26 protein-coding genes are annotated in these 21,951 nt (G+C 62.4%); 20 read left to right on the top strand and 6 right to left on the bottom strand.

The genetic code is table 11. The annotated features are described in order from the left end of the window. The first annotated feature begins 16 nt into the window (after window positions 1–16). The 9 genes from K8R92_03590 to K8R92_03550 all read left to right on the top strand — a co-directional run bounded on the left by K8R92_03590 (window position 17) and on the right by K8R92_03550 (window position 6,527). Window positions 17–1,384: a hypothetical protein gene (locus K8R92_03590; protein ID MCE9618975.1), complete on the top strand. Its 1,368-nt coding sequence runs from the start codon at window positions 17–19 to the stop codon at window positions 1,382–1,384. Continuing rightward, complete coding sequence (thiL, locus tag K8R92_03585) at window positions 1,374–2,351, top strand: thiamine-phosphate kinase (GenBank protein MCE9618974.1); 978 nt, start codon at window positions 1,374–1,376, stop codon at window positions 2,349–2,351. Before K8R92_03590 ends, thiL begins: the two co-directional genes overlap by 11 nt. A gap of 58 nt (window positions 2,352–2,409) precedes the next feature. After that, a complete protein-coding gene (tsaE, locus tag K8R92_03580) occupies window positions 2,410–3,027 on the top strand; it encodes a tRNA (adenosine(37)-N6)-threonylcarbamoyltransferase complex ATPase subunit type 1 TsaE (GenBank protein ID MCE9618973.1) in 618 nt (205 codons plus the stop codon). A gap of 238 nt (window positions 3,028–3,265) precedes the next feature. Then, window positions 3,266–4,048, top strand: a complete 783-nt coding sequence (locus K8R92_03575; GenBank protein MCE9618972.1) for a DUF3494 domain-containing protein — start codon at window positions 3,266–3,268, stop codon at window positions 4,046–4,048. A gap of 256 nt (window positions 4,049–4,304) precedes the next feature. Then, window positions 4,305–4,601 (top strand): hypothetical protein, encoded by a 297-nt coding sequence (locus K8R92_03570; GenBank protein ID MCE9618971.1) that lies wholly within the window; start codon window positions 4,305–4,307, stop codon window positions 4,599–4,601. Further along, window positions 4,598–5,029 carry a hypothetical protein gene (locus K8R92_03565; protein ID MCE9618970.1) on the top strand — a complete coding sequence of 144 codons (432 nt, stop codon included), beginning with the start codon at window positions 4,598–4,600 and terminating at the stop codon, window positions 5,027–5,029. Before K8R92_03570 ends, K8R92_03565 begins: the two co-directional genes overlap by 4 nt. A gap of 77 nt (window positions 5,030–5,106) precedes the next feature. Continuing rightward, window positions 5,107–5,556, top strand: a complete 450-nt coding sequence (locus K8R92_03560; protein ID MCE9618969.1) for a VOC family protein — start codon at window positions 5,107–5,109, stop codon at window positions 5,554–5,556. A 42-nt stretch (window positions 5,557–5,598) separates the two neighbouring features. Next, window positions 5,599–5,961: a DUF1428 domain-containing protein gene (locus tag K8R92_03555; protein MCE9618968.1), complete on the top strand. Its 363-nt coding sequence runs from the start codon at window positions 5,599–5,601 to the stop codon at window positions 5,959–5,961. 68 nt (window positions 5,962–6,029) lie between these two features. Then, window positions 6,030–6,527 carry a host attachment protein gene (locus K8R92_03550; GenBank protein MCE9618967.1) on the top strand — a complete coding sequence of 166 codons (498 nt, stop codon included), beginning with the start codon at window positions 6,030–6,032 and terminating at the stop codon, window positions 6,525–6,527. A gap of 18 nt (window positions 6,528–6,545) precedes the next feature. On the opposite strand, the gene K8R92_03545 is transcribed toward K8R92_03550, so the two are convergent. Together K8R92_03545 and K8R92_03540 are read right to left on the bottom strand one after the other, a co-directional pair. Beyond that, window positions 6,546–7,094: a flavin reductase family protein gene (locus K8R92_03545; protein ID MCE9618966.1), complete on the bottom strand. Its 549-nt coding sequence runs from the start codon at window positions 7,092–7,094 to the stop codon at window positions 6,546–6,548. Between the two features lie 34 nt (window positions 7,095–7,128). Next, window positions 7,129–7,971 (bottom strand): GNAT family N-acetyltransferase, encoded by an 843-nt coding sequence (locus K8R92_03540; GenBank protein MCE9618965.1) that lies wholly within the window; start codon window positions 7,969–7,971, stop codon window positions 7,129–7,131. A gap of 128 nt (window positions 7,972–8,099) precedes the next feature. On the opposite strand from K8R92_03540, the gene K8R92_03535 reads away from it, so the two are divergent. The 6 genes from K8R92_03535 to K8R92_03510 all read left to right on the top strand — a co-directional run bounded on the left by K8R92_03535 (window position 8,100) and on the right by K8R92_03510 (window position 11,979). Beyond that, entirely contained in the window at window positions 8,100–8,516 is a 417-nt protein-coding gene (locus K8R92_03535; protein MCE9618964.1) for a DoxX family membrane protein, read from the top strand. Between the two features lie 21 nt (window positions 8,517–8,537). Further along, window positions 8,538–9,296: a hypothetical protein gene (locus K8R92_03530; protein ID MCE9618963.1), complete on the top strand. Its 759-nt coding sequence runs from the start codon at window positions 8,538–8,540 to the stop codon at window positions 9,294–9,296. Window positions 9,297–9,369: 73 nt separating this feature from the next. Continuing rightward, a complete protein-coding gene (locus tag K8R92_03525; GenBank protein MCE9618962.1) occupies window positions 9,370–9,867 on the top strand; it encodes a sigma-70 family RNA polymerase sigma factor in 498 nt (165 codons plus the stop codon). Further along, window positions 9,864–10,013 (top strand): hypothetical protein, encoded by a 150-nt coding sequence (locus tag K8R92_03520; protein ID MCE9618961.1) that lies wholly within the window; start codon window positions 9,864–9,866, stop codon window positions 10,011–10,013. Before K8R92_03525 ends, K8R92_03520 begins: the two co-directional genes overlap by 4 nt. Beyond that, window positions 10,010–10,456, top strand: a complete 447-nt coding sequence (locus K8R92_03515) for a hypothetical protein (protein ID MCE9618960.1) — start codon at window positions 10,010–10,012, stop codon at window positions 10,454–10,456. Before K8R92_03520 ends, K8R92_03515 begins: the two co-directional genes overlap by 4 nt. Window positions 10,457–10,494: 38 nt before the next feature. Beyond that, window positions 10,495–11,979, top strand: a complete 1,485-nt coding sequence (locus K8R92_03510) for a PDZ domain-containing protein (protein ID MCE9618959.1) — start codon at window positions 10,495–10,497, stop codon at window positions 11,977–11,979. Window positions 11,980–12,042: 63 nt separating this feature from the next. On the opposite strand, the gene K8R92_03505 is transcribed toward K8R92_03510, so the two are convergent. Both K8R92_03505 and K8R92_03500 read right to left on the bottom strand, forming a co-directional pair. Then, window positions 12,043–12,753 carry a YciI family protein gene (locus K8R92_03505; GenBank protein ID MCE9618958.1) on the bottom strand — a complete coding sequence of 237 codons (711 nt, stop codon included), beginning with the start codon at window positions 12,751–12,753 and terminating at the stop codon, window positions 12,043–12,045. Continuing rightward, a complete protein-coding gene (locus K8R92_03500) occupies window positions 12,750–14,399 on the bottom strand; it encodes a mucoidy inhibitor MuiA family protein (protein MCE9618957.1) in 1,650 nt (549 codons plus the stop codon). The genes K8R92_03505 and K8R92_03500 overlap by 4 nt, the downstream gene beginning before the upstream one ends. A 150-nt stretch (window positions 14,400–14,549) precedes the next feature. On the opposite strand from K8R92_03500, the gene K8R92_03495 reads away from it, so the two are divergent. From K8R92_03495 to K8R92_03475, 5 genes are all read left to right on the top strand, one after another. Next, a complete protein-coding gene (locus K8R92_03495; GenBank protein ID MCE9618956.1) occupies window positions 14,550–15,257 on the top strand; it encodes a DUF1579 domain-containing protein in 708 nt (235 codons plus the stop codon). 158 nt (window positions 15,258–15,415) lie between these two features. Next, window positions 15,416–15,793, top strand: coding sequence for a PadR family transcriptional regulator (locus K8R92_03490; GenBank protein MCE9618955.1), 378 nt, complete (start codon window positions 15,416–15,418; stop codon window positions 15,791–15,793). Window positions 15,794–15,798: 5 nt separating this feature from the next. Beyond that, window positions 15,799–17,619 carry a hypothetical protein gene (locus tag K8R92_03485; GenBank protein ID MCE9618954.1) on the top strand — a complete coding sequence of 607 codons (1,821 nt, stop codon included), beginning with the start codon at window positions 15,799–15,801 and terminating at the stop codon, window positions 17,617–17,619. Beyond that, on the top strand, window positions 17,616–19,460 hold the full coding sequence (locus tag K8R92_03480; GenBank protein ID MCE9618953.1) for a DUF1700 domain-containing protein: 1,845 nt from the start codon (window positions 17,616–17,618) through the stop codon (window positions 19,458–19,460). Before K8R92_03485 ends, K8R92_03480 begins: the two co-directional genes overlap by 4 nt. Window positions 19,461–19,528: 68 nt before the next feature. Further along, the gene (locus tag K8R92_03475) at window positions 19,529–20,359 is read left to right on the top strand and encodes a mechanosensitive ion channel (GenBank protein MCE9618952.1); all 831 of its coding nucleotides are present in this window, start codon (window positions 19,529–19,531) and stop codon (window positions 20,357–20,359) included. Here the strand turns inward: K8R92_03475 and K8R92_03470 are convergent. Continuing rightward, window positions 20,356–21,030: a PEP-CTERM sorting domain-containing protein gene (locus tag K8R92_03470; GenBank protein MCE9618951.1), complete on the bottom strand. Its 675-nt coding sequence runs from the start codon at window positions 21,028–21,030 to the stop codon at window positions 20,356–20,358. The two genes, K8R92_03475 and K8R92_03470, sit on opposite strands and share 4 nt — an antisense overlap. A 144-nt stretch (window positions 21,031–21,174) precedes the next feature. Beyond that, complete coding sequence (locus tag K8R92_03465; GenBank protein ID MCE9618950.1) at window positions 21,175–21,819, bottom strand: hypothetical protein; 645 nt, start codon at window positions 21,817–21,819, stop codon at window positions 21,175–21,177. Window positions 21,820–21,951 lie beyond the last annotated feature (132 nt).

Here is a 21,951-nt window from a genome sequence, read left to right as displayed (position 1 = left end):
GTAGTATCGCCCCTCGATGCGAGCCCTGACCGATGCGGCCTATCTGATTGCGGCGGCGCTGACCAGCCCCGCGTGGTTGTGGTGGCTCTATCGCACCAAGCAGCATCGCACCGACTGGCACGCGCGGCTTGGCCATGGGGCGTCGCTGCCTGCGCCGCCTGCTCGCGGCCGCATCCTGGTGCATGCCGTCAGCCTGGGCGAAGTCAACGCGGCGAAGCTCCTGGTCGAGCGGCTGGCACAGCGGCATGAGGTGGTCCTGAGCGCCACCACGGACACGGGCTTCGCACGGGCCGTGTCGGTGGCCCCGGCCGGGGTGACGGTGGTGCGCTATCCGCTGGACCTGGGCATGGCGGTCGACCGATTTCTCAACCGTGTCAAGCCAGACCTGGTGGCTCTGGTCGAGCTCGAGGCGTGGCCCAACTTCATCCGGGCCTGCGCGGCGCGGCGTGTGCCCATCGCGGTGGTGAATGGCCGCATCAGCGACCGCGGGTTCCGCCGCTACCGGCTGGCCCGCGCCTTCCTGCGTCCGCTCTTTCGCAGCTTTCGCTTTGTTTCCGCCCAGACCGAGCTCTACGCAGAGCGCTTCATGGCCATGGGCGTGTCCGCCGACCGTGTGACCGTGGGCGGCACCATGAAGTGGGACGCGGCGCAGGTGGCGCCGGGTACCGCGGCGTCAGCCGATGTCACCGAGGCCGCGGCGCAGCGCCGCGTGAGCGAGGACGCGATGAGGCTTGCTGAGGATTTGGCCCGTGAGATGGGCATCGACCGGTCGCGCCCACTGGTGGTGGCGGGAAGCACCGCCGAGGGCGAGGAGAAACTTTTGCATGAATGCATTCCGGAAGGCGTGCAGCTGCTCTGCGCTCCGCGCAAGCCGGCTCGCTTCGACGCGGCGGCGCTCGACCTGCCGGGCTGTGTGCGTCGAAGCCATCGGCCCATCGGCAGCGGCCCCGCGCCCACCGGGGGACTGCGGACCAGCGACCGCTATCTGCTGGACACCATGGGTGAATTGAAAAAGGCGTATGCCCTGGCCACCGTCGCCGTGGTGGGCCGCAGCTTTGGCGACCTGCATGGCAGCGACATGATGGAGCCGGTGGCGCTGGGCAAGGCCACCGTCATGGGTCCACGCTACGGCGACTTTGCGGACACGGCGGAAAAACTGATTGAGGCGGGCGGATTGCTGAGCGTTTCCCGCGAGGCCTTGTCGCGCACGCTTCGTCAGTTGATCGTGAATGGCGCTCAGCGCCAGAGCATGATCGACGCCGCGATGGGCGTGATCAAGCGTGAGCAGGGGGCCACCCTGCGCAACGAGCAACTTTTGCACGAACTCTTGCAGGAAACACTCGCCGCTCGGAGCGCGCCGTCCAAGGTGGCCCATGACGGCTGACCCGTCCAAACCGGGCGATCGATTCGTCGAGGAGGATCTCCTGGCGCACATCCGCAGCACGGTCGCGGGTGGCAGCCATGTGACCATCGGCCCTGGCGACGACATGGCTCTGATCCAGGTGCCCGGCGGCGAGGTGCTCGCTGCGACGGATCTGCTTGTGGAGGGACGGCACTTTCTCAATTCGGCCACGCCGGCGCAGATCGGCCGCAAGGCGGTGGCGCGAAACATCAGCGATGTCGCCGCGATGGCGGCCCGGCCCGTGGCGCTGCTCGCCGCCTGCGTCCTGCCGCGAGGGGTCACCCCGCAGTGGGCCCGGCAACTGGTCGATGCGATCGAAGCCGCAGCGCGGCACTTCAAGTCGCCCCTGATCGGCGGTGATACCAGCGTCCATGCCGGCGACGGTCCGCTGACGATCGCGGTCACGGTGCTCGCGGAGCCGCTGCCGGGCGTGAAGCCCATCCTTCGCTGCGGCGCCAAGGCGGGCGACGATCTCTATGTCACGGGCTCGCTCGGCGGATCGCTTGATGCGGATGGCGGGGGTCATCACTTCACCTTTGAGCCACGGGTTGCCGAAGCCCACGCTTTGGCCCGGCTGCTGGGCGCCAATCTGCACGCCATGATGGATCTCTCCGATGGGCTGGCCTGCGACGGCGAGCGCTTCGCCCGTGCCGGCGGGCTTCAAGCGGTCATCGAGGTGGAGCGCCTTCCATGTTCGCAGGCGTGCGTGAAGAAGCACACTCAGGAGAACGCCTGGCGAGGCGCCCTGGGCGATGGCGAGGATTACGAGCTGCTCTTTGCGGTGGCGGGGGGAACGCCGGTTCCGGCAACGATCGGCCCCGGCAACACCACGGTCACTCGCGTCGGCTCGATGAAGGCTATGCCGAGCAAGGGTGCGCCCGCGTTGGTTTGCACTCGCCGCAATCAAGCCGTGGATGTCTCGACACTGGGGCGCTGGCATGACGCATGACCTCCCAAAGTCCGTGCAGCGCTTCGAGTGAATTAGACTTGGCGAAGGAACGCACCTCATGAAGTCTTTTGAAATCGAAACCCACTCCCATGCACAGACCGAGGAGGTCGCCGCCAAGCTGGCCACGCTGCTGGTCGGCGGGGAGACCATCGCGCTGCGCGGCGATCTGGGGGCGGGCAAGACCTGTTTCGTCCGCGGGCTTGCCGTCGGACTTGGATGCGACGAGCGTCAGGTCAGCAGCCCGACCTTCATCCTGCTGCAGCGCTACCGCGGCTCGCGGATCGATTTGGTCCATGTCGACGCCTACCGACTCTCCAATCCCCAGCAGTTGCGCGACAGTGGGCTGGAGATCGGCGCCCCGGACAGCGTGGCGGCCATCGAGTGGGCGGAGAAGGTCGAGGGCGAGCTGCCCGGCGAGTCGATTCAGGTTCGATTGACCGCCACCAGCCCGACGGATCGGCAGATCGTCGTCGAGGCCATGCCGGATTTCGTCGAAGGGCTCCGGGTGTCGATGCGCGCCCGGCCCTGCGCGATCTGCGGCGCGGCCGTGCCTTTTCTGGGCGAATTCAAGCCCTTCTGCTCCAAGCGCTGCCGCGAAGTGGATCTGGGCCGCTGGATCGATGGCCGCTACACCATCTCGCGCCCGATCGAGCAGACCGATCTCGACGAGGATTAAATGGAATCAAGGCACCTTTGTGCCATTTCAGCGAATCCCCGGGCAGGTCGGAATAAACTCAATAATAGAATAAATTGAGTATTTTGAATAATTATGGGCGAAGGCCACATTACAGAAATAATGTGGATAAGGTGTCTTGCGGCAGATCGAATAATCGGTCGCCCACTTTTCTGAAGTTCCCGTTTCGGATCAAGTAGTTTTCTTACTCCCTTTCAATACAGAGAGATTTGGTGCGAACATGAATGTCAAATTCAAGGTTATTTACTCTATTTTTGGCGCGATGTCACTTCTGGCGGCGTTCACCCCCTCGGCGGCCCATGCGGACTATTTGAACTCCGCGGCGTCGTTCGGAGTCCTGGGCGGCTCCACCGTGACCAACACGGGACTCACAACCGTCATTGGCAATCTCGGCGTCTGGCCGGGGACAGCGGTGACGGGCTTTGGGCCCGGAATTGTCACCGGAGGCGCGATTCACGCGGGCGATGCCGTCGCTCAGGCGGCCCACAACGATACGGTGTCGGCGTTCGCCGCATTCAGCGGCATGGCGTTCAATACCAATCTGACCGGGCAGAACCTGGGTGGATTGACCTTGACGCCCGGCGTGTACTTCTTCTCGACCTCGGCGGCCCTGAATAATGTCGTCCTGACGCTGGATGGCCAGGGCAATGCCAATGCGGAATTCATTTTCCGCATCGGCAGCACGCTCATCACCGCCAGCTCCGCCTCGGTCGTGGGAATCAATGGTGCGGACGGCTGCAACGTCTATTGGCAGGTCGGCAGTTCCGCAACCCTGGGAACCGGCACGGCGTTCATGGGAAGCATTCTGGCCCAAGCCAGCATCACCATGAACACCAATGCAAGCATCCTGATGGGCAGGGCATTGGCGATCGACGGCGCGGTCACCCTGGATTCGAATGCCATTGACACCACCTGCAGCGTTATCCCGGCGCCAGGCGCTGCGATGGTGATCGGCTTGTGTGGCGTGCTCGCACGCAGGCGTCGGCACAGCGCGGTGCGGTGACGAAGCCCGCCTGGCTTCATCGAGTGGATGCCGGATTCATGCCAAGGCATGAGTCCGGCATTGTCACATGGGAAGGAAAGTGGCGATTCAACCGGAATACTCCGATTGCGTGATCGGCGGCATAAATCAAATAGGTCCGACGAAGTCACACAGGTCGCCCAAGTCAACTTAGGATGGGTTCACGGATCTCCCGTCTCGATTTGGAAATGCCGGGCTTCGGCCCGCGTACAGCGATTTCCAATGCCATGGTCACAACATGAATCAGGTTCTGCAGACGAATGTCTTTTTCATCATCACCGCGGTCGCGGTGGTCGGCCTGAGTGTCATCATGGCGGTCGCGCTCTACTTCCTGGTGCGGATCCTGAAGAACGTCCGGGACATCTCCGATCTCATGCTGGTCGGCACCACGGCATTGTCCAAGGACATCATCCACCTCAGGCAGAAAATCAAAGAAGAAGCGAAGGAAGCCGGTCAGTACTTCCGCTTGCTCAAGATCTGGAAAACTTGGTTCCCGTCAAAACGAATCCGAAAGAAGAAGGAAGCACTGCCATGAAAAAAACCGCAAAGAAATCGTCCACGAAGCGCGCCATGACCACCACCACCAAGCTGGAGATCGCCGGAGCGGCGGCCGGCGCCGCGGCGGCCCTTGGCGCCGCCTATTACTACTGGGGCAGCAAGAAGGCCCGCCAGCACCGCCAGAGCACGGCGGACTGGATGAAGAAGGCGGAGAAGGAGATAGTGCAGAAGACCGGCAAGCTCAAGAAGGCCGCTTTCAACAAGCGGAACTACATGGCGATCGTCTCCCTGATCTCGGAGCGCTACAAGGCGATGCCCAAGGTCGAGGTGAAGGACCTGCTCTCCTTTACAAAGACGCTCAACGGCGCCTGGGATGATTTCAAGATGGCCCGCGCCAAGGCCGACATGGCCGCGAAGCGTCCCGCCGCGAAGAACGGCAAGAGCCGCCGCAAGATCGCGAAATAGGCCGCGGACCGCACGGGCGGCAGAAGGTCTGCGCCGGGCGCGCTTGTCGATTTGATCGAGCAGGGTAAATTGAAGTCATGACCACGACGATCAAGCCCGGCGCCATCGCGACCGGAACGCATGTCCAGCCCTATCTCTTTTTCGGCGGCCGCTGCGAGGAGGCGCTTGAGTTCTACCGCACCGCGATCGGCGCCCAGGTGGACCTCGTCAAGCTGTTCAAGGACAGCCCCGAACCGATGCCGCCCGGCATCCTGGCTCCGGGATTCGAGCACAAGGTCATGCACGCCACCTTCCGCGTCGGACCATCGGTCGTGCATGCCTCGGATGGCTGCTCGAATGGACAGAAATACGACGGATTCTCGCTCACGCTCTCGGTGCCCACGGTCGCCGAGGCGGACCGCACCTTCGCCGCGCTTTCCGCCGGCGGAAAGGTGACGATGCCGCTGGGCAAGACCTTCTGGTCGCCGCGATTCGGCATGCTCACCGACCGTTTCGGCATCGGCTGGATGGTCATCGTCACACCCTGAATCGATACTTCCAACTCCCTCAACACGAAAGGACAGAGCACTATGGCTCACTACGTCGATGGATACGTGCTGCCGGTTCCGAAGAAGAAGCTTCCCGCCTACCGCCGAATGGCGCAGAAGGCCAGCAAGATCTTCACCGAACACGGAGCGATCGAATACCGCGAATGCATCGGCGACGACCTGAACGTGAAGTTCGGCGTTCCTTTTCCGAAGCAGATCAAGGCGAAGCCCGGCGACACCGTGGTTTTTGCGTACATCGTCTACAAGTCGAGGGCGCAGCGTGACCGCGTGAACGCCAAGGTCATGAAGGACCCGCGTTGCCATGCGATGTGCGATCCCAACAACCTGCCCTTCGACATGAAGCGAATGCTCGTTGGCGGATTCAAGACCCTCGTCTACGCCTGAGCACGGAATAATTCGAATAAGTCCTTGATCACTGGGAATGGCGAGATCTGAACCGCTACGATGGCGGCATGGAAACAACATCGCATATCGGAAACGCCAGGCAGCATCTTCACTGGATCGCCACGGTCGACGAGCGGCATGCGACCCTGTTCTCGTGCACGATGGTTCCCGGAAAGCGCTGGCACATCGAGAAGAAGAATTCCACCCAGAACACCTGGGAAAACTCCCACGAGATGCACCGGCCGAACACGCTTGGGGGTGGTTCAAAAACGAATTCGGTCCAGCACTCCGGCTCCTTCGGTCACGAGAAGGATGAGGAGAACCTTCGGTTTGCCCGCGAGGTCGGCACCTGGCTCAAGGACGCGGCAAAGAAGCATGCATCCGAGCACATCTGCATTTTCGCAGCGTCGCGGTTTCTTGGATTGCTGCGCAAGGAAATGGGCAGCCATGACGGGCGCATCGACCTGCATGAATGCGAATTGACCCACCTTCAACCCCAGGAACTCTCCGTCCATCCCACCGTCCTTGCCGCATTGGATCGACTCAACATCGCCGCAAGCAAGTGACCCGCCCGGCGGGAAATGCTATTTCATCCGCGATGGCAGTTTGAAAGTCCGGCCGTCAACGATGAACACTCCGCGCCCCTGGTGATGGATGGTGCGGGGATGCGTTTGCGAGCGGTCGATCCAGGCCTTGACCACTTCGACGATGAAGATGTTGTATTTCGCCGCCATGGTCGCGTCGATCACCTTGCATTCCAGATTGGCGAAGCATTCGGCAATCAGCGGCGCCCGCACCTTCGCTGCAGGGGACGGGGTCAGACCGATCACGCGGAATTTGTCCACGAAACGTCCCGAAGCATTGCCGCACGCCACCACCTTTCGGGCCAGTTTCACGGTGGGAATGTTGATCACCAGTTCCCGGGTCTTCCGCACCATGGCGAAGGTGCGCCCGCGGTTGCTGATGACGCAGGCCAGGATCGGCGGCTCGAAGTCCACCATCATGTGCCACGACATGGCCATGATGTTGTCTTTCCCTCCCTCCCGGGTCGAGACCAGCACCACCGGACCGGGCTCGATCAGACGATAGACCTGGGAGAGAGCAAGGGCTTTCTTTTTGGTGGGTTTGGCCATCGGACCATCATCGCATGATCGCGTCCGGTCGATGTCAGGACTTGACGAAGTCGATGTCGCGATAGTCCGCCACCGGCCGGTAGCCGACCTTCGGATAGATCGAGTTCGAGACGGGATTCGCCAGGTCGGTGAAGAGAAAGCAGAATCTGCTGCCCCGGTCGAGCATGTGTTGCGAGAGTGCCGCCACCAGGGCCGTCGCGTAGCCGCGGGTCCGATGGGCGTGGGGGGTGTAGACCGCACCAACGCGTGAACCGTTGGGGGTGGAGCCCATCACGCCCGCCTGCGCGACGGGCTCCTTGTCGATCCACAGAAACACCCGGCCTTCCGTCACTGCGCGGCGGGCGATGTCCTCAACGGGCAGGCTGGTGGGGTCGCTGTGGGTTTCCTGCCCGAACGCTTTGTAGCACCCGTGAACAAAGTGCAGGTCCTCCAATTCAGCGCGTTTCATCGCTCCCGGCGGCTGAGGCGGAGGCACCACCCGGGTCAGTTCAAAGTTGCGCAGATTCAACTTCACCTGGGCCTTCAAACCATGTCGCGAGCACCACGCCTTCGCGAAGGCCTCCGTCGAATCGCTCGGTCCATGCGATCCCGGCGGGTGGATTGGGCCGGAGGAGAGATCCTCGACCAAAGCGTCCACCGCCGGACCCGGCGGGGCGAAGACCTGCAGTCGGTGCGGCGGCGTCATCAATGCCACGCCCGACAACTTGGCGCCATCCTGAACGACCGCGAAATAGTTGGGGCCGGGATAGCGCGACGGATCCATCCGGCATTGCCGCGCGATGGCCAGCGGAAGATTGTGCCGCGCTTCGCGCTCCGTGAGGAAAGCCTCCGCGCAATCTAGAAACGACCGGGCATCGGAATGACGAATGACGCGCATCGGCGGAGCATATCGGCGCCTTGGCATGGCTCCATGCCATCCTTCGGCGCCACGATCGCCGCACCCTGATAATCTTCCCGCACGCGCCCGACCGCGATCGACCGCATGCATCCCTCAACGGAGCTTCCATGAGCCAATCCCAATCGTTCGCCCGGCACCTTCCGACCATCGCGCGCTTCCTGATGGGACTCATGTTTCTGGTGTTCGGGCTCAACGGTTTCCTGCACTTCATCCCGCAACCCAAGGACGCGATGCCCGAAGGGGCGACCGCTTTCATCAACGCGCTGATGAACACCGGCTTCATGTTCCCGTTGGTCGCGGGCACCCAAGTGCTCGTTGGCATCCTGCTTCTGGCGAACCGCTTCGTGCCACTGGCCCTGGTGCTCATCGCGCCGATCATTGTCGTCATCGTGACCTTCCATCTCTTCCTGGCTCCCACCGGAATGGTCATGGCCCTCGTCGTCCTGGCCCTCGAGCTCTTCCTGGTCTGGTCCTACCGGCGGGCCTATCACGCACTTTTCACGGCGCGAACGTCGCCCGCCTGAGTCCATGTTCACGGAGCATCCATGAACCTACGCCATCGTCCCTTCGCGGCCCTTGTTCTCGCCTCGATCGCCGCGCTCCTGTCCGCCTGCACGACCGGTCAGAAGAACGTCTACGACACCACCTGGGATGGCTGGCAGAGCCATTTCATCGTCGACGCCAACAGCTGGACCTCGCGGGGATCCAACGACTACTTCATTCTTGAGCCCGGGTACACCCTGGAGTACGCGGACAAGAGCGGGAACGCGCGACTGACCATCACCGTGACGCAGGAGACGCGCGTTATCGACGGCGTCGAGACCCGTGTGGTGGTGGAGAGCGAGACGGTCGACGGCAAGCCCAAGGAGATCTCGCGCAATTTCTTCGCCATGTGCAAGAGCACCAAGGACATCTTCTACTTCGGTGAGGAGGTCGACATCTACAAGGATGGCGCCATCTCGTCGCACGAGGGCGGCTGGAAATCGGGCGAACAGGGGGCGACTTTCGGTCTCTTCATGCCGGGCAAGATCGACGTGGGCGCCCGCTTCTACCAGGAGCACGCGCCGGGGGTGGCGATGGACCGCTATGTGATCCGCTCCAAGGACAAGACCCTGGACACGCCCGCAGGCCATTTCGATCGTTGCGTGCAAATGGAGGAAACGACGCCGCTTGAGCCCAACACCAAGGAGTTCAAGCTCCATGCCCCCGGGGTCGGGCTGCTCCAGGATGGCGACCTTTTGCTGGTAAAACAGGGCAAAACGGCGCAGAATTCCGCGATCGCAGTGCCCGGCACCAAGGGTTGAGCCCGGCCGCATCGCGGAAATTTTGAAAAGAGGGCAAAACCGGGTGGGGGGAGTGCGTGATACTGGCAGTCCGATGCACCACGCCGAGTCCACCAGCATCCTCTACGCCGATCACCGACAGGGCCTGCTTTCAATGGCTTTGACCGTGCTCCGCGACCCGGGCTTGGCCGAAGACGCCGTGCACGATGGCGTGCACCGGGTGCTCGCCCGCGGCAGGCCCCCCGAAGGCGACCCTGTGGCCTATCTCTACACCGCCGTTCGCAACGCGGCCATCGACCTTTGCCGTCGACGCCGCGTGCGCAGCGCTTCAACCGCCGACGGATCACTCTTCGACAAACGTCTGCCCGACCCCGCGCTGCGTGCCTCGGATCAAAGCGCAGCGCGGCGGCTTCGGGAGGCGGTCGACGCTCTGCCTCCCGAACAGCAGGAAGTGATCCTGCTGCGGGCGGTGTCGCGGCTGGGATTCGAGCAGATCGCAACGGTGGTCGGGGCGCCACTGGGCACCATCGCCGCCCGCTACCACCGCGCCGTGACCCAACTTCGCAGCCAATATGAACAGGTGAACGCATGAACCACTCCAATGCCAATGTCCGCATCGCGCTGGTCACCGACCTCGAGATCGAACTTCTTCTGGCGACGCTTCCTTTTCGCCGCCCGAGCGATTTTCTTGATGCCCGGGTCGCCCTTCGCACGCAGTATGAACAGGTGAACGCATGAACGACAACGAATCCAACACCGGCATTGTTTTGGCCGCCGACCTCGAGCTTGAGCGACTGGTCGCCGAGCTTCCGCACCGCCGTCCCTCCGACCACCTCGACCGGCGCGTCGCCGCCACCGCCCACTTCGAGTCCCGCCCCATGATCAGCCGCATGCGCTGGCCGGCCGCCGCGGCCGCGATCTTCTTCGTCGCTGCGGGCCTGGCCATCGGCTGGTCGCTGCGCTCCGCCGCGGGGCGCGACTGGGTGCCGGTGGGCACCGAATGGAAGACCGCCGGTTTCACCGACTTCGGCGCCCGCGAGCTGCCCAGCGGCGATGTCGTCCGCTCCGCGGGCACCCTCTACATCCGCACCGAGAAGTTCCGCGACCCCGTCCGCGGAGCCACCATCGAAATCAACTCGCTCGAGCCACGCCTCATGGTCGGACGCCCCTGCGCCGACTGAATTTGTTCAACCAAGCCATGCCTTTCAAAGGAGCACTCATGAATCCGTTCATCGCACCGCTGTTCGTTCTCGCCGTCGCCTGCACTCCCAACAATCAAGACAGGTCCGGCCAGGGCCAGGCTGCCGCGCCGCAGGAGGCGAAGTCCGACAAGGTGAGTTCGACCTACAAGACAACCAATGGCACGCCGAAGTCAAAGAGTACGACCGGACATTTAACCGGAGCGACTGTTGGCACGGGCTCCAACGACTCCAAGACGCACACCATCGTGCTCAGCGCCGACGGCAAGAACGCCGTCACCACCGACGCCGACGGCAAGAAGCGCATTCGCGTCCACAAGAGCGGCGCCGCGGGCGGCGATGACCAGGTGATCGAGGTCGATGGGGAGGATCTGCACGAGGAGCTGTTCGAAATGGCCGACAACGGCGAGTTCGGCGACGAGATCAAGGTCATGGTCGCCCAGGGCATGGCCAACGGCGGACTGAACAACCTCGGGGCGCTGCGCGCCGGGCAGTTCTGGACCGGCAACGCGTTGGGACCCGTGGAGTACGACGAGAACGCCGCTTTCTTTGGCGTCGGCGCCGAGCCGGTCTCGGCGGAAACCGCGGCACAGCTTCCACTCAAGCCCGGCACCGGCCTGGTCGTGACCATGGTCGTGAAGGACAGCCCGGCTGAAAAGGCGGGTCTGCAGAAAATGGATGTGCTCTCGCGCATCGGCGATCAGATGCTCATCAACACGGCGCAGCTTTCGGTGCTCATCCGCGCCAACAAGCCCGGCGATTCGATCGGGGTCACCTATCTGCGCGGAGGCAAGGAGCAGACCGTCATGGTGCCGCTCGTTTCCAAGAAGCTTCCCAAGCTGGGGCCGGGCGGCCAGCGTGCCGACGCCGGATTCAACGGCGACGTGATGATGATCGCCCCTGACGCGGAGGGCGAGGGCGCGCGAGCCCGAATGGTCAACTCGCTGTATGACGCCAAGGTCGCCCAGGGGCACGCTGCCCTCGCCGAAGCGCAGGCGGAACAGGCGCACATGGCGTCGGAGCAGGCGCACATGGCCGCTGAGCGTGCCATGGTCGCCCGGCAGCGGGACTTCGAACGCGGCGCCGCGGCCCGCGCCGCCAAGGCGCCCAAGGCTCGCAACAACAGCATGTCGACCACCAGCAGCTCCAACAACTCCAACCGGGTCTCGGAGATGCGGTACAACGACGACGCCGCCGAGATCGTCTGGTCCGAGCGCGACGGCAAGACCCATGTGAAGGTGGTCGACCACGCCTCGGGCTCGACCGTCTACGACGCCGACGGCGCTCCCGACGCCAAGGCCCGCGAGGGCTTCAGCGAGGAGGTCCGCGCCTCGGTCGAATCCTTCATGGAGGATCAGGCCAAGATGCGCAGCACCAACTCCACCAATCCCTTCTCGGCACCTCCGATGCCGCCCGCACCGCCCAACCAGGCGGCGCCTCCGGCACCGCCCTCGACGGCGACGGACAGCGATGAAATCTTCGAGATGGCCGAGCCGACGAATTGATTTCGCACGGTCCCGGCGCTCCGTCATGGCATGGCGGAGCGGTTCGGTGCTGATCCGGTTGGCTCAAAGTTCCTGCAAGTGCGCGAGCTGGTTGGTCGCGAACCAGTCGTCGAGCGTGTGCTCGCCGACGCGTCCCAGCGCGGCGCTGTAGCGGGCCTGGGCATCGGCGATGTCCTTGGCGTCGAGAATGGCGAAGACGCGAGAGCCATCCAGCCGGGCCAGCAGCAGGACGCTTCCATCCTTCTCCATCGGAGCCAACTCGCGGCGGGCGAGGTCCTGGTTCTCGGCGATCAAGATCACATAGCCGCGTGCATCTTCACCGGGTTTGCGCGTGCGGCCTTCGGCAGCGTCCTTCCTCTTCAACTCCAAATTGCGCTCCAGCAGGGCGGGCAGCGGGGCGTCGGTGGAAAAATCGTGGAAGTCCAGCACGAAGACGCCGGCCTTCACGGTCGGATCGGTCGAGGCCCACGCGACCGCCTCGCTGCGCTGGCCGGAATTGATCACGAAGAGGCCGCGCAGGTCCGGTTCGTGCCGGGCCTTGCCGTAGGGGCCGGCGAGGACCAGCTTGTGCTCTTCAGCCAGCCGCGCCATGTTGGCGAAGTGCCCCTCGAAGGCCTTGTCGTTCTCCTCCTTGGAAAGCTTGCCGCTCATGGGGCCGGTCTTGATCAGCACCAGGGTGTAGGGGCGCGACTGTGGCATGGTCTTCTCCGGGGTCGCGCAGGCGGTCAACAGCAGGAACGCGGCGGCGAGCGGGGTGAGGAGGGTTCGATTCATTCCAGCCCCGTCACAATCACATCGTTGGCGTATTCCACGGCGAACTTCACGGTCAGCTCGCGCTTCTCGCCGGGCTTCAGGTCGAGCGTCCACTTGAGCGTGCCCTCGTCGGTCGGCTTCACTTCCTTGGCGTCCGAAGAAAGCAGGCGCACCACGACCTTCTCGTTGCGCGAGATCGGCACCTGATCGGCCACGATCACGCGCTCGGGAGTCTGCTTATTGTTCTGGATGGTGATCAGGTACTCGTAGATGATGCGCTTGCCGGAGTTGGTCAGGCCGGTCTCCTCGGTGAACTTGTTGACCCGCTTGTACTTCACGCCGATGCCCTCGTCGGCGCCCAGGGCCAGGTCGAACTTCTCGCCGGACATCACGGTGCGCAGAGCGCTGGTGGCGACAAAGGTGCCGTCCAGGAAGACATTCATATTGCCGGCGAGCAGGGGGAACTCGGAGGAATTCTCGACCTTGGCGGTGAGGAAGGCGGTCGCCTGGCGCTTGGGCACAGTCAGGTACTCGGGGTTGGCCGTCAACTTCTCCGAGGTGATCGGCACCTTCTGCGGCGCGTTGTCGCTGGGCACGCTGACCGGAGTGGCGATCTTGAAGGAGGCGCTGGTGGCGCCAGCTTCGATCGTGGCCTCGGCCATTTCGGCGTCGCGGTCCTTGTAGTCATCCGCGCCGCCGGAGGGACTCGGGGCGTTGTTGGTCAAGCCCTGCATGTTCACTGACGCGTTCACCTCCCTCTTGCTGGCGACCTTGTCCATTACGGCGCCCGAGGCGGCTTCCGCGGGGGCGGAGGCCGGGCGCGGGATGAACACGTCGAGATTCCAGACGCTCAGCACGGGCGCAGCGCCGCCGAGTCCCGGCCGCGCGGTCGAGAGCGTGAGGGCGACATCCTTCCACTCCTCCCCAGTGCTCTGGCGGACGATTCCGAAGTAGTCGAGAGCCACATTGTGATCGCTGCTCAAGATCCTTGCGTCGTAGCTGGGGAACCAACTCGCTCCGGGCACGGTGTAGGAAAGCGAAAGATCCAGCGTGCCGGCCTGGGCGGCGTTGACGCGCACGGTGATGCTCTTGTAGCCGCGGCCGGTGGCGCCGCGCAGCTCGTTGAGCTGGTTTCGTGCGGTGTTGATCTTGTTGGTCAGGTCCACGCGCTGCTCGTCCAGTTGGGCGCGGTCGGCGAGGATTTTGGTCTTCTGCTCGGTCAGGAAGGCGAGCGCGTTGGTGAACTGGGCCAGGTCTGGCCGCGGCACGTCCTTGGCCGGGGGAGCAAAGAGTGCGTTCTCCATCTGATCCAGAATCTTGCTCTGCGACTGCAGCACGCTGTTGCGGTCGTCGAGTCCGCGCATTTCCTTCTGCAGGGCGCGCAGCAGGTCGTCGAGCTCCTTGACGCGCGGGTTCGGAGTGAAGTCGACATAGGTCTGCTTGGAACTGACATCGAGAATGGTGGCCTGCGCGGTGCCCTTGCCGCTGACCTGCAGGGAGCTCTCGTTGAGGGCCTGGGGAAGGTTGGCGAAGAGCAGTTCGGTGATGCCGGCGGACAGTTTGACGCTGGCGGTGCGAGTGACCACGGCACGGTCGGTGTAGACCGTGACGGCGCTGATGGTGGAAGTGACCGGCGTTGGAGCGGCGGAAACGAGGGTGGCGGCCAAAAACGCCCCCCAAATGGATAGGAAGGATTTCATGGGGGGCAGAATAGATGGGATCAGAGGTGCTTGCCCCGCTTGGAGTTTGGGTACAATTTCCAACCGTTGCCGTCCTCGGGGGATGGCTCATACAAAAACTTTCCAAAGGAAACCATCATGAATCGTCGCATCAGTCTTGTTCTCGTCACCGTCGCCGCCATGGCCGCTTCAATCGCCTACGCACAGAATTCCAAGGACGGCACGCCGACCAAGGGAACCACCGCCACCGCCAAGGGCACCACCAAGGGCGCCACTCCCGTGCAGGGCGTTCCGCTTCCTCCCGGCATGACCGAGGAAGACATGAAGGACATGCAGAAGTGCATGGAAGCTGCAGCTCCCGGCCCGATGCAGGCAAAGCTGATGGAAGGCGTCGGCACCTGGACCGGCACCAACACCATGTGGATGAAGCCCGGCGCAGAGCCGATGAAGTCTCCGTGCACCACGGTCATCACATCCATCATGGATGGCCGCTTCACCAAGTGTGAAGCCACCGGCGACATGGGCGGAATGCCGTTCCATGGCCTCGGCATCTACGGCTACGACAATGTCACCAAGCAGTTCCAGTCGACCTGGCTCGACAATTGCGGTTCCGGCATGATGAACGGCAAGGGCGAGCTGGCCTCCGACGGCACGATGACCTGGACCTACAACTACACCTGCCCGATCACCAACAAGCCGGTGACCATGCGCGAAGTGGTGAAGCACCCCACCAAGGACACCGTCATCAATGAGATGTACGGCATTGATCCCAAGAGCGGCAAGGAGTTCAAGATGATGGAGCTTTCCATGACCCGCAAGCCCGGGGCCATGACCAAGTCGAACTGAGACCGTTCGGTTCATTTCATTGAGTGAAATCGCCGGCGGCAGGCCAGGGCTCAGACCCGAACCTGCCGCCGGTTTTTATTTTTCAGGATCTGCATGTCCGGATTGCACGTATGCCTTGCCATACATAGTATGCACCGCATCCTGAAAGGAACTCGCCAATGATCGACCGCGAACTCATGCGTGGCACCGGAACTCTCGCCATCCTCAAACTCCTCGAGCGCCGCGAGATGTACGGCTACGAGCTGGTCGAAGCGATTGAAAAACAGACGGAAGGCGTCTTCGAGATGGGGCAGAGCACGCTCTATCCGCTGCTCTACAACCTGGAGGGCAAGAAGCTGGTCGCCAGCCGCTGGGACGAAGAGGGGGCGCGGCCGCGCAAGTACTACCGGCTGACTGCGTCGGGCAAGAAACGCCTGGCCGAGGATTCGAAGCAGTGGAAGGCGATGACGCACGCCATGGAGGCGCTGGGCGTCGTGCGGGCGTTCGAGCGGCTGGTGATGAGCAATGCGCCGGCGGCCGCACCTTGCTTCGTTTGAGAGTCATGAACGCCGAAGTCAAACAACTTCCTTTCGAGATTCAAAGGCTGATCGCCAAGGTCGTGAGGCGGACGCGTCTTCGCAAAGGCGAGCGCGCGGACATCGAGCGGGAATTGGCGGCGCACTTCCGCGACGGGCTGGATTCCGGGAAGTCCGTCGCACAATTGATTGCAGCGTTCGGAGTGGCGAAGGCCTCGGCCAAGAGCGTCCGCGCCGGCGCAATCGCCAAGCGGCCACCTTTCGACCGCGCACTGCGGCAACTGCGCATCGCGGGGGGATGGTCGTTCGTTGCGTGCATTTTGTTGTACGCCGGTAGCATCTGGTATCTCTGGCTGCAATCGCCAGTCATCACTTTCGATGCGCTTGAACGATATCTCGCCACGTTCCCAATGGTTGCAGAGCAGGATCGCGGCTGGCCCATCTACAAGCAGGGGTTGATCGCGCTGGCAGATCCGATCATGGATACCCCGGATCCAACGCGTACCGATTGGCGATTGCCCGGCAGTTCATTGACTTTCGAGAGCCTCGGCATAGAACAGGGGAATGCGATTCCGAATCAGGCATCATGGACTCTCCAGTGCAAGGTGATGCGTGAGCGCCGCGCCGGCATCGACGCGATCGTGCGGGCAGCTTCCATGCCCGCGCTTGGCTATGTGCCGAGCACACAACCCAAATTGGAAGATGCAGACATCTATGGCAACTATCACTCCAGCTTCATGCGCGCTTCGCATTATTTCGGATTCGACATAGAACTTCCCAATGCATGGACGCTTTGTGGCGCGGCAAGGTTCCTTGGAACCGACTCACTCATGTCGATCGAAGAAGGCGACGGCGCTCGCTTCATTCGAGACATCAATTCGATGATCAGGATCTCCCATCATGCCGAAGAGGGAATGCTGGTCGGATCTCAGCACTGGGGTACCTCCATCCGCGACTTTGCATTCACCCGAATCATCATGGCGATGGAGTGGCGCCCCGACGCGCTGAGCGATGATCAACTGAGGCAACTCGCGGACCTGCTGGGAAGCATTCCTGCGAGCGACTTCGAGCTTGATCTCACAACAGAGCCAATTGCCGTACAAGACTTCCTTCAGCGCGCCTATTCGGACAATGGTTCGGGCGATGGCGTTTTCAATCCGGTCTACGGTTCCTCGTTGGTGAGATTGTTGGTGATGAGGTCGACGCCCGGTTCGGTGGTCAACTACGATGACTCCGGCATATCGATGGATCGCTCGGTGCTTGCGCCGACGGGCGCCTTTGCAAACGCGTCGCGCAAGGAAGTCAACGAACTCTACGACGCGATGATCCGAAAGGCCGCGGAGCAGGCGAAACGGCCTCTCTGGCAGCAAGACTTTTCGTTTGAGCAAGGCTTGATCGGTCGGTCCATGCGAACCGTTTTGGGCGACAATGAGTTGGCCCAGTCAAAATGGGCCATCCCGCGCATGTTGATACCTGCTTTTAGCTGGTCTGCAACGGCTCGACGCTTGGGCGAGTCGCAATGCGCGGCCGCCCAGACTGCCATTGCGCTAACGCAGTATCGCCGTGCTCATGGCGGCGCATGGCCCGTGAGACTGGATGAGTTGGTACCGACCTATCTCAGCGCCGTGCCATTCGATCCTTGGACCGGAAAATCAATCAACTACGAAGTGCGGGAAGGCCACCCCTATGTCTGGAGCGTGGGCGAGTTTCAGAAGGCCGTGAACGGCGAAAGTGAGGAGCACTTTCCAGGTTGGAGGAATGTCGCTTACAAGGGTCCGCTTTACGAGTTGTATTGGCTCTGGTTCCGCGGCGACGACAAGTTGGAGCGGTGGAAGCCCAAAGAATGAACTCCACAACCACCATGCTTCCCGCCGAGATCCAGAAGCTGATCACCCAGGTCGTGAGGCGGACGCGTCTTCGCAAAGGCGAGCGCGCGGACATCGAGCGGGAACTGGCGGCGCACTTCCGTGACGGGCTGGCTTCCGGGAAGTCCGTCGCGCAGCTCGTCGAGGCGTTCGGCGAAGCGAAAGTGTCAGCCAAGGGCATCCGCGCCGGTGCAATCGCCAAAAGGTCGCCGCTTGACCGCTCGCTGCGGCAGGTTCGCATCGTCATCGGCTGGGGGTTTGTCGCCTTCCTGGCGTTCTACGCCGCGAGCGTGGGCTACCTCTGGATGCACGCTCCCGTCATCTCCTTCGATCCGATCGAACGGTATCACGCAGCATTTCCAAAGGTCGCGAAGCAGGATCGAGCCTGGCCCATCTACAAGCAGGGCCTGATCGCGCTGGCCGATCCAACGGAGTCACCCATCGACCAAGAGGCACTTCCCAACTCAGGTTCCGAAATCAAGCTGACTTTTAGAGGACTTGGTGAGTCGACGGGCATCGCGATTCCATCGGATCAGAGTTGGGCTGATCTCCGCCAAGCCTTGCGGGAGCGTCGAATCGGCATCGACACGCTTGTGAAGGCCGCGTCCATGCCTGCACTGGGCTATGTGCCGAGCGCCGAACTCAAGCCGGAAGACGCCGACATCTTCCGGAGCCATGTTTCGCAGAGCAGCGGGGCGTTGGCGGCGAACCTGTATCTCTATTCCATCCGGCTTCCACACATGCTTGTGCTTCGGCAGGCGGCGAGGCTGCTTGCCGCAGACGCGCTCGTCGCCGCCGAGGATGGCGAAGGCGGACGGTTCGTCCGCGACATCGAGGCGATGATCCGCCTCTCGCAACATGTGGAGGAGGGAAAATTTCTGATTTCGCAATTGGTCGGCACCGCCATTCGCAACATGGCCTTCACCCGGATCATCATGGCACTTGAGTGGCGCCCCGAGGCGCTGACCGACGATCAATTGAAGCAGCTCGCCGCAACGCTTCGCCGCATTCCTGGAAGCTGCTATGAAATCGACCTCAAAGGCGAGCAGATGGGCATGCAGGACCTTGTGCAGCGGATCTACTCGGACAATGGCGCGGGCGACGGCTGGTTCAATCCGGTCTACGGATTCCCAGTCATGAAGGATATGGTCGCGATGTCCTGGCCCGGCACCGGAGTGTCGAACGATCGTGAATCTTTCGATTCACTTTTGGGCACGATTGGCGCCCCGCTGGGCGCCGGGGTTATCGCCTCTCGCAAGGAGTTGATGGAGCTCTACGACTCGCTGATCCGGCAAGCCGAGGAGCAATCAAAACTGCCTGCGTGGAAGCAGGACTTCACTTTTGAGCATGAATTTCTGCAGCGGATCGACGGCAACGAGCTGGCCAAGATCAAGTGGTTCATTCCGCGCCTCATGCTCCCGGCGGTCTCTCATGCCGTGCGCCTTCGGCGTTTGAGCGAGTCCGAATGCGTCGCTGCCCAAACCGCCATCGCCCTCATCCAGTTTCGCCGCGCTCATGACGGTGAATGGCCCGTGAGCATCGGGCAGTTGCTGCCGGAATATCTCGGCGACTTGCCGCTCGATCCATGGTCAGGCAAGTTGGTCGATTTCGAGGTGATTGACGGCCACGCCCATGTCTATGTCCTTGGCTGGCGAGCACAATCCGCCCGTCAGGACGGTCAACCATTCATCCCGCAATGGAAGAATTCATCAAATGGAGGCATGGAATTGGACTGGCTCTGGTTCCGCGGCGACGACAAGCTCGAACGATGGAAGCCCGTCTCCGATGATGCGCGTCCTGATCTGCGTCGTTCTCTCCCCTGATCATCGCTCGAATCGTGGTTGTGTGTGAATGAACGCAACGCCGCGGGAATCAATTATGATCCCGCCCTATGAGCGCCCCACTGGAAACCCTCGACAAAGTTCAGACTGAAGTCATCGACATCGCCTTCAAGTTCGGCCCGAAAGTGCTGGTGGCGATCTTCATCCTCATTGTCGGCTTCCTGGTGGGTCGCTGGGTCGGGGGCTGGACCGGGCGCATGTTCGAGAAGCTCAAGCTCGACATCGCCGTGCGCCGGCTGCTGGAGCGCATCGTGCGGCTCATGGTGCTCGGCCTGTTCGTCATCATCGCACTGCAAAATCTTGGCGTCGAACTTCTACCGCTGCTGGCCGGCCTGGGCGTCGCCGGCGCCGGCATCGCGTTCGCCATGCAGGGCGTGCTGGGCAACATTGTCGCGGGCCTGACCATCGTCTTCACGCGGCCCTTCAGCATCGGCGAATACATCTCGATTGTCGGCGAGGAGGGCCAGGTGGAGGACATCAACACCTTCAGCACCACGCTGAGCCATCCCGACAAGTCGCGCGTGGTCATTCCCAACCGCAAGATCGTCGGCGACATCCTGCACAACTACGGCACCATCCGGCAGCTTCAATGCGTGGTCGGGGTGGCCTACGACACCAATCTCAACGAGGCGCTGGCGGCCATCAACGAAGTGCTGCGCGCCAATGCCCGCGTGCTTGCCGAACCCGCACCAGTCGTCCGGGTCAGCGCGATGGCGGATTCCGCGATCAGCATCGTCGCGATGCCCTGGGTGAATGTCTCCGATTACGGCTCCGCGTTCGGCGAGATCAACAAGGCGATCGTGGAGAAGTTGCGCGAGCGCCGCATCGCCATTCCGTGTCCGCAGCGCGAAGTGCGAATGCTGGGCGCCGCGTCCAATTAACTGCGACGACGGCGCGTCACCATCAGCCCGCCCAAGCCCAGCAGCGCCAGTGCGCCGGGTGCCGGGACCGGAACCGGCACAAGCTCCAGATGCGCCGAGCCTTCGCCCGCGGTCCAGGTCTTGCCGCCGTCCACGCTGATGTCCATGAAGATGTCGAAATACGACTGCACGCTGGGTTGCTCCTTGCCCTTGTACGAAATCGTGTAGCGGCCCAGGGACTCGTACTTTTCGCTTTCGCGCAGCATCACTTCGCCGATGGAGTGCTTGAACTCGAGGTTCAGCGCCGTCAGCTCGGTGTCGAAGGTCTGCACCTTCCGGCCGGAGAGCTTCTCATTAAACGAGTCGAAGTAGGCGCAGTTCATGCTTCCCTCGAAGGGGTCGCCACCCGACTTGTAGTCGATCGATGCGAGTGCCAGCAGCGACTTGCCCTTGTCCTCGCCGTAGGAGGGGCCGTCGAAATCGATGGGAGGCAAATGGGCCTCGCCGGACATGGTGAAGTCGAAACTGACGAAGATCTCCCCGATGCCGTCGACCTTGTACCGAACGCCTTCATTGGTCTGGTGGTACGTGCTGTTTCCGCCCAGGGCGAAGGGATCGGTGTAGTCAGCGTGTGCGCTGACGGCCGCCAACGCGAGAGTCATGCCGGCCAACGTGAGGTTCAAATGCTTCATGGTGAGTCCTTTCCTTCCAAATTGAGTCCAACCGCAAAAAGTCCGCCGAGGCCCTGCGATTGAAAGTCGCATGTGCTTCGCGGATCTGCTCCCCCAAGTGGGGGGAATGTGTGAATTGCCAGCCTTTCCGAACCGTTTCGATGCTTATCGGCGGCGACGCGGAGGCATCAGGCCGAAGAGTGCAAAGAGGGCCGCTGCCGTGGGGGCTGGGATTAGCTCCATGTGCGCCGCGCCATCGCCTGAAAACCAGGTCTCTCCGCCGTCGATGCTCAGCTCGGTGAAGATGTCGAAGAAGGAGTCGATCTGGAACTGCCCGGCGCCGATGCTATGGATGGTGTAATGACCCAGCGACGCCAGCGTGGGGCTCTCGCGGATCATGAAGTCTCCGGCCGGATGGAAGACCATCATGTCCAGGGACAGCATCTCGGTGTCGTAGTTGCGGGTCGTTCCTTCATCGGTCCACTCGGTGAAGACGTCGAAGAACGTGCAGTCCATGCTGCCCATGTAGGGGTCGCCGGCGACCAGGTCGTTGAGCCCGATGTGCATCGTGCTCTCGCCGCCGCTGGCGCCGAAGGAGGGGCCCGCGCCTTCCACTGGAGGAGCGTGCTTGAAGCCGGTCATGACGAAGCTGAAGTCGATGCTGACGGTGCCGAAGCCTTCGACGGTGTATTGAACCGCCGTGTTGGTCTGGTGGTATTCGCTGCCGCCACCGAGGGCGTAGGGGCCGGGCGAAAGATCAGCCAGGGCGAGTCCAGCCGTGCAGGCGAGCGTCATTCCAGCGACAGTCATTTGCGAATGCTTCAAGGCGAGTTCCTTTCCTTCCATGTGTTCGACGAATCGAATCACATCCGTCCTGCGCTGTTCTGGGGCGATGTCAGCAACACGATGCCAAGTTGGAATTGAATGCCGCATCCGGCAAGC

The organism is Planctomycetota bacterium (assembly GCA_021414025.1).
Lineage (GTDB): Bacteria > Planctomycetota > Phycisphaerae > Phycisphaerales > SM1A02 > SYAC01.
Note: the sequence above shows the minus strand (reverse complement) of the source record. Positions and strands in the feature narration are given on the sequence as shown.

Coding starts and splice junctions, on each gene's coding strand:
- K8R92_03555 (MCE9618968.1), top strand. CDS start 5,599: ATGGCTCACTACGTCGATGGATACGTGCTGCCGGTTCCGAAGAAGAAG.
- K8R92_03545 (MCE9618966.1), bottom strand. CDS start 7,094: ATGGCCAAACCCACCAAAAAGAAAGCCCTTGCTCTCTCCCAGGTCTAT.
- K8R92_03530 (MCE9618963.1), top strand. CDS start 8,538: ATGAACCTACGCCATCGTCCCTTCGCGGCCCTTGTTCTCGCCTCGATC.
- K8R92_03470 (MCE9618951.1), bottom strand. CDS start 21,030: ATGAAGCATTTGAACCTCACGTTGGCCGGCATGACTCTCGCGTTGGCG.
- K8R92_03510 (MCE9618959.1), top strand. CDS start 10,495: ATGAATCCGTTCATCGCACCGCTGTTCGTTCTCGCCGTCGCCTGCACT.
- K8R92_03480 (MCE9618953.1), top strand. CDS start 17,616: ATGAACTCCACAACCACCATGCTTCCCGCCGAGATCCAGAAGCTGATC.
- K8R92_03575 (MCE9618972.1), top strand. CDS start 3,266: ATGAATGTCAAATTCAAGGTTATTTACTCTATTTTTGGCGCGATGTCA.
- K8R92_03525 (MCE9618962.1), top strand. CDS start 9,370: ATGCACCACGCCGAGTCCACCAGCATCCTCTACGCCGATCACCGACAG.
- K8R92_03565 (MCE9618970.1), top strand. CDS start 4,598: ATGAAAAAAACCGCAAAGAAATCGTCCACGAAGCGCGCCATGACCACC.
- K8R92_03465 (MCE9618950.1), bottom strand. CDS start 21,819: ATGACTGTCGCTGGAATGACGCTCGCCTGCACGGCTGGACTCGCCCTG.
- K8R92_03515 (MCE9618960.1), top strand. CDS start 10,010: ATGAACGACAACGAATCCAACACCGGCATTGTTTTGGCCGCCGACCTC.
- K8R92_03560 (MCE9618969.1), top strand. CDS start 5,107: ATGACCACGACGATCAAGCCCGGCGCCATCGCGACCGGAACGCATGTC.
- K8R92_03485 (MCE9618954.1), top strand. CDS start 15,799: ATGAACGCCGAAGTCAAACAACTTCCTTTCGAGATTCAAAGGCTGATC.
- tsaE (MCE9618973.1), top strand. CDS start 2,410: ATGAAGTCTTTTGAAATCGAAACCCACTCCCATGCACAGACCGAGGAG.
- thiL (MCE9618974.1), top strand. CDS start 1,374: ATGACGGCTGACCCGTCCAAACCGGGCGATCGATTCGTCGAGGAGGAT.
- K8R92_03535 (MCE9618964.1), top strand. CDS start 8,100: ATGAGCCAATCCCAATCGTTCGCCCGGCACCTTCCGACCATCGCGCGC.
- K8R92_03590 (MCE9618975.1), top strand. CDS start 17: ATGCGAGCCCTGACCGATGCGGCCTATCTGATTGCGGCGGCGCTGACC.
- K8R92_03505 (MCE9618958.1), bottom strand. CDS start 12,753: ATGAATCGAACCCTCCTCACCCCGCTCGCCGCCGCGTTCCTGCTGTTG.
- K8R92_03550 (MCE9618967.1), top strand. CDS start 6,030: ATGGAAACAACATCGCATATCGGAAACGCCAGGCAGCATCTTCACTGG.
- K8R92_03520 (MCE9618961.1), top strand. CDS start 9,864: ATGAACCACTCCAATGCCAATGTCCGCATCGCGCTGGTCACCGACCTC.
- K8R92_03570 (MCE9618971.1), top strand. CDS start 4,305: ATGAATCAGGTTCTGCAGACGAATGTCTTTTTCATCATCACCGCGGTC.
- K8R92_03490 (MCE9618955.1), top strand. CDS start 15,416: ATGATCGACCGCGAACTCATGCGTGGCACCGGAACTCTCGCCATCCTC.
- K8R92_03540 (MCE9618965.1), bottom strand. CDS start 7,971: ATGCGCGTCATTCGTCATTCCGATGCCCGGTCGTTTCTAGATTGCGCG.
- K8R92_03475 (MCE9618952.1), top strand. CDS start 19,529: ATGAGCGCCCCACTGGAAACCCTCGACAAAGTTCAGACTGAAGTCATC.
- K8R92_03495 (MCE9618956.1), top strand. CDS start 14,550: ATGAATCGTCGCATCAGTCTTGTTCTCGTCACCGTCGCCGCCATGGCC.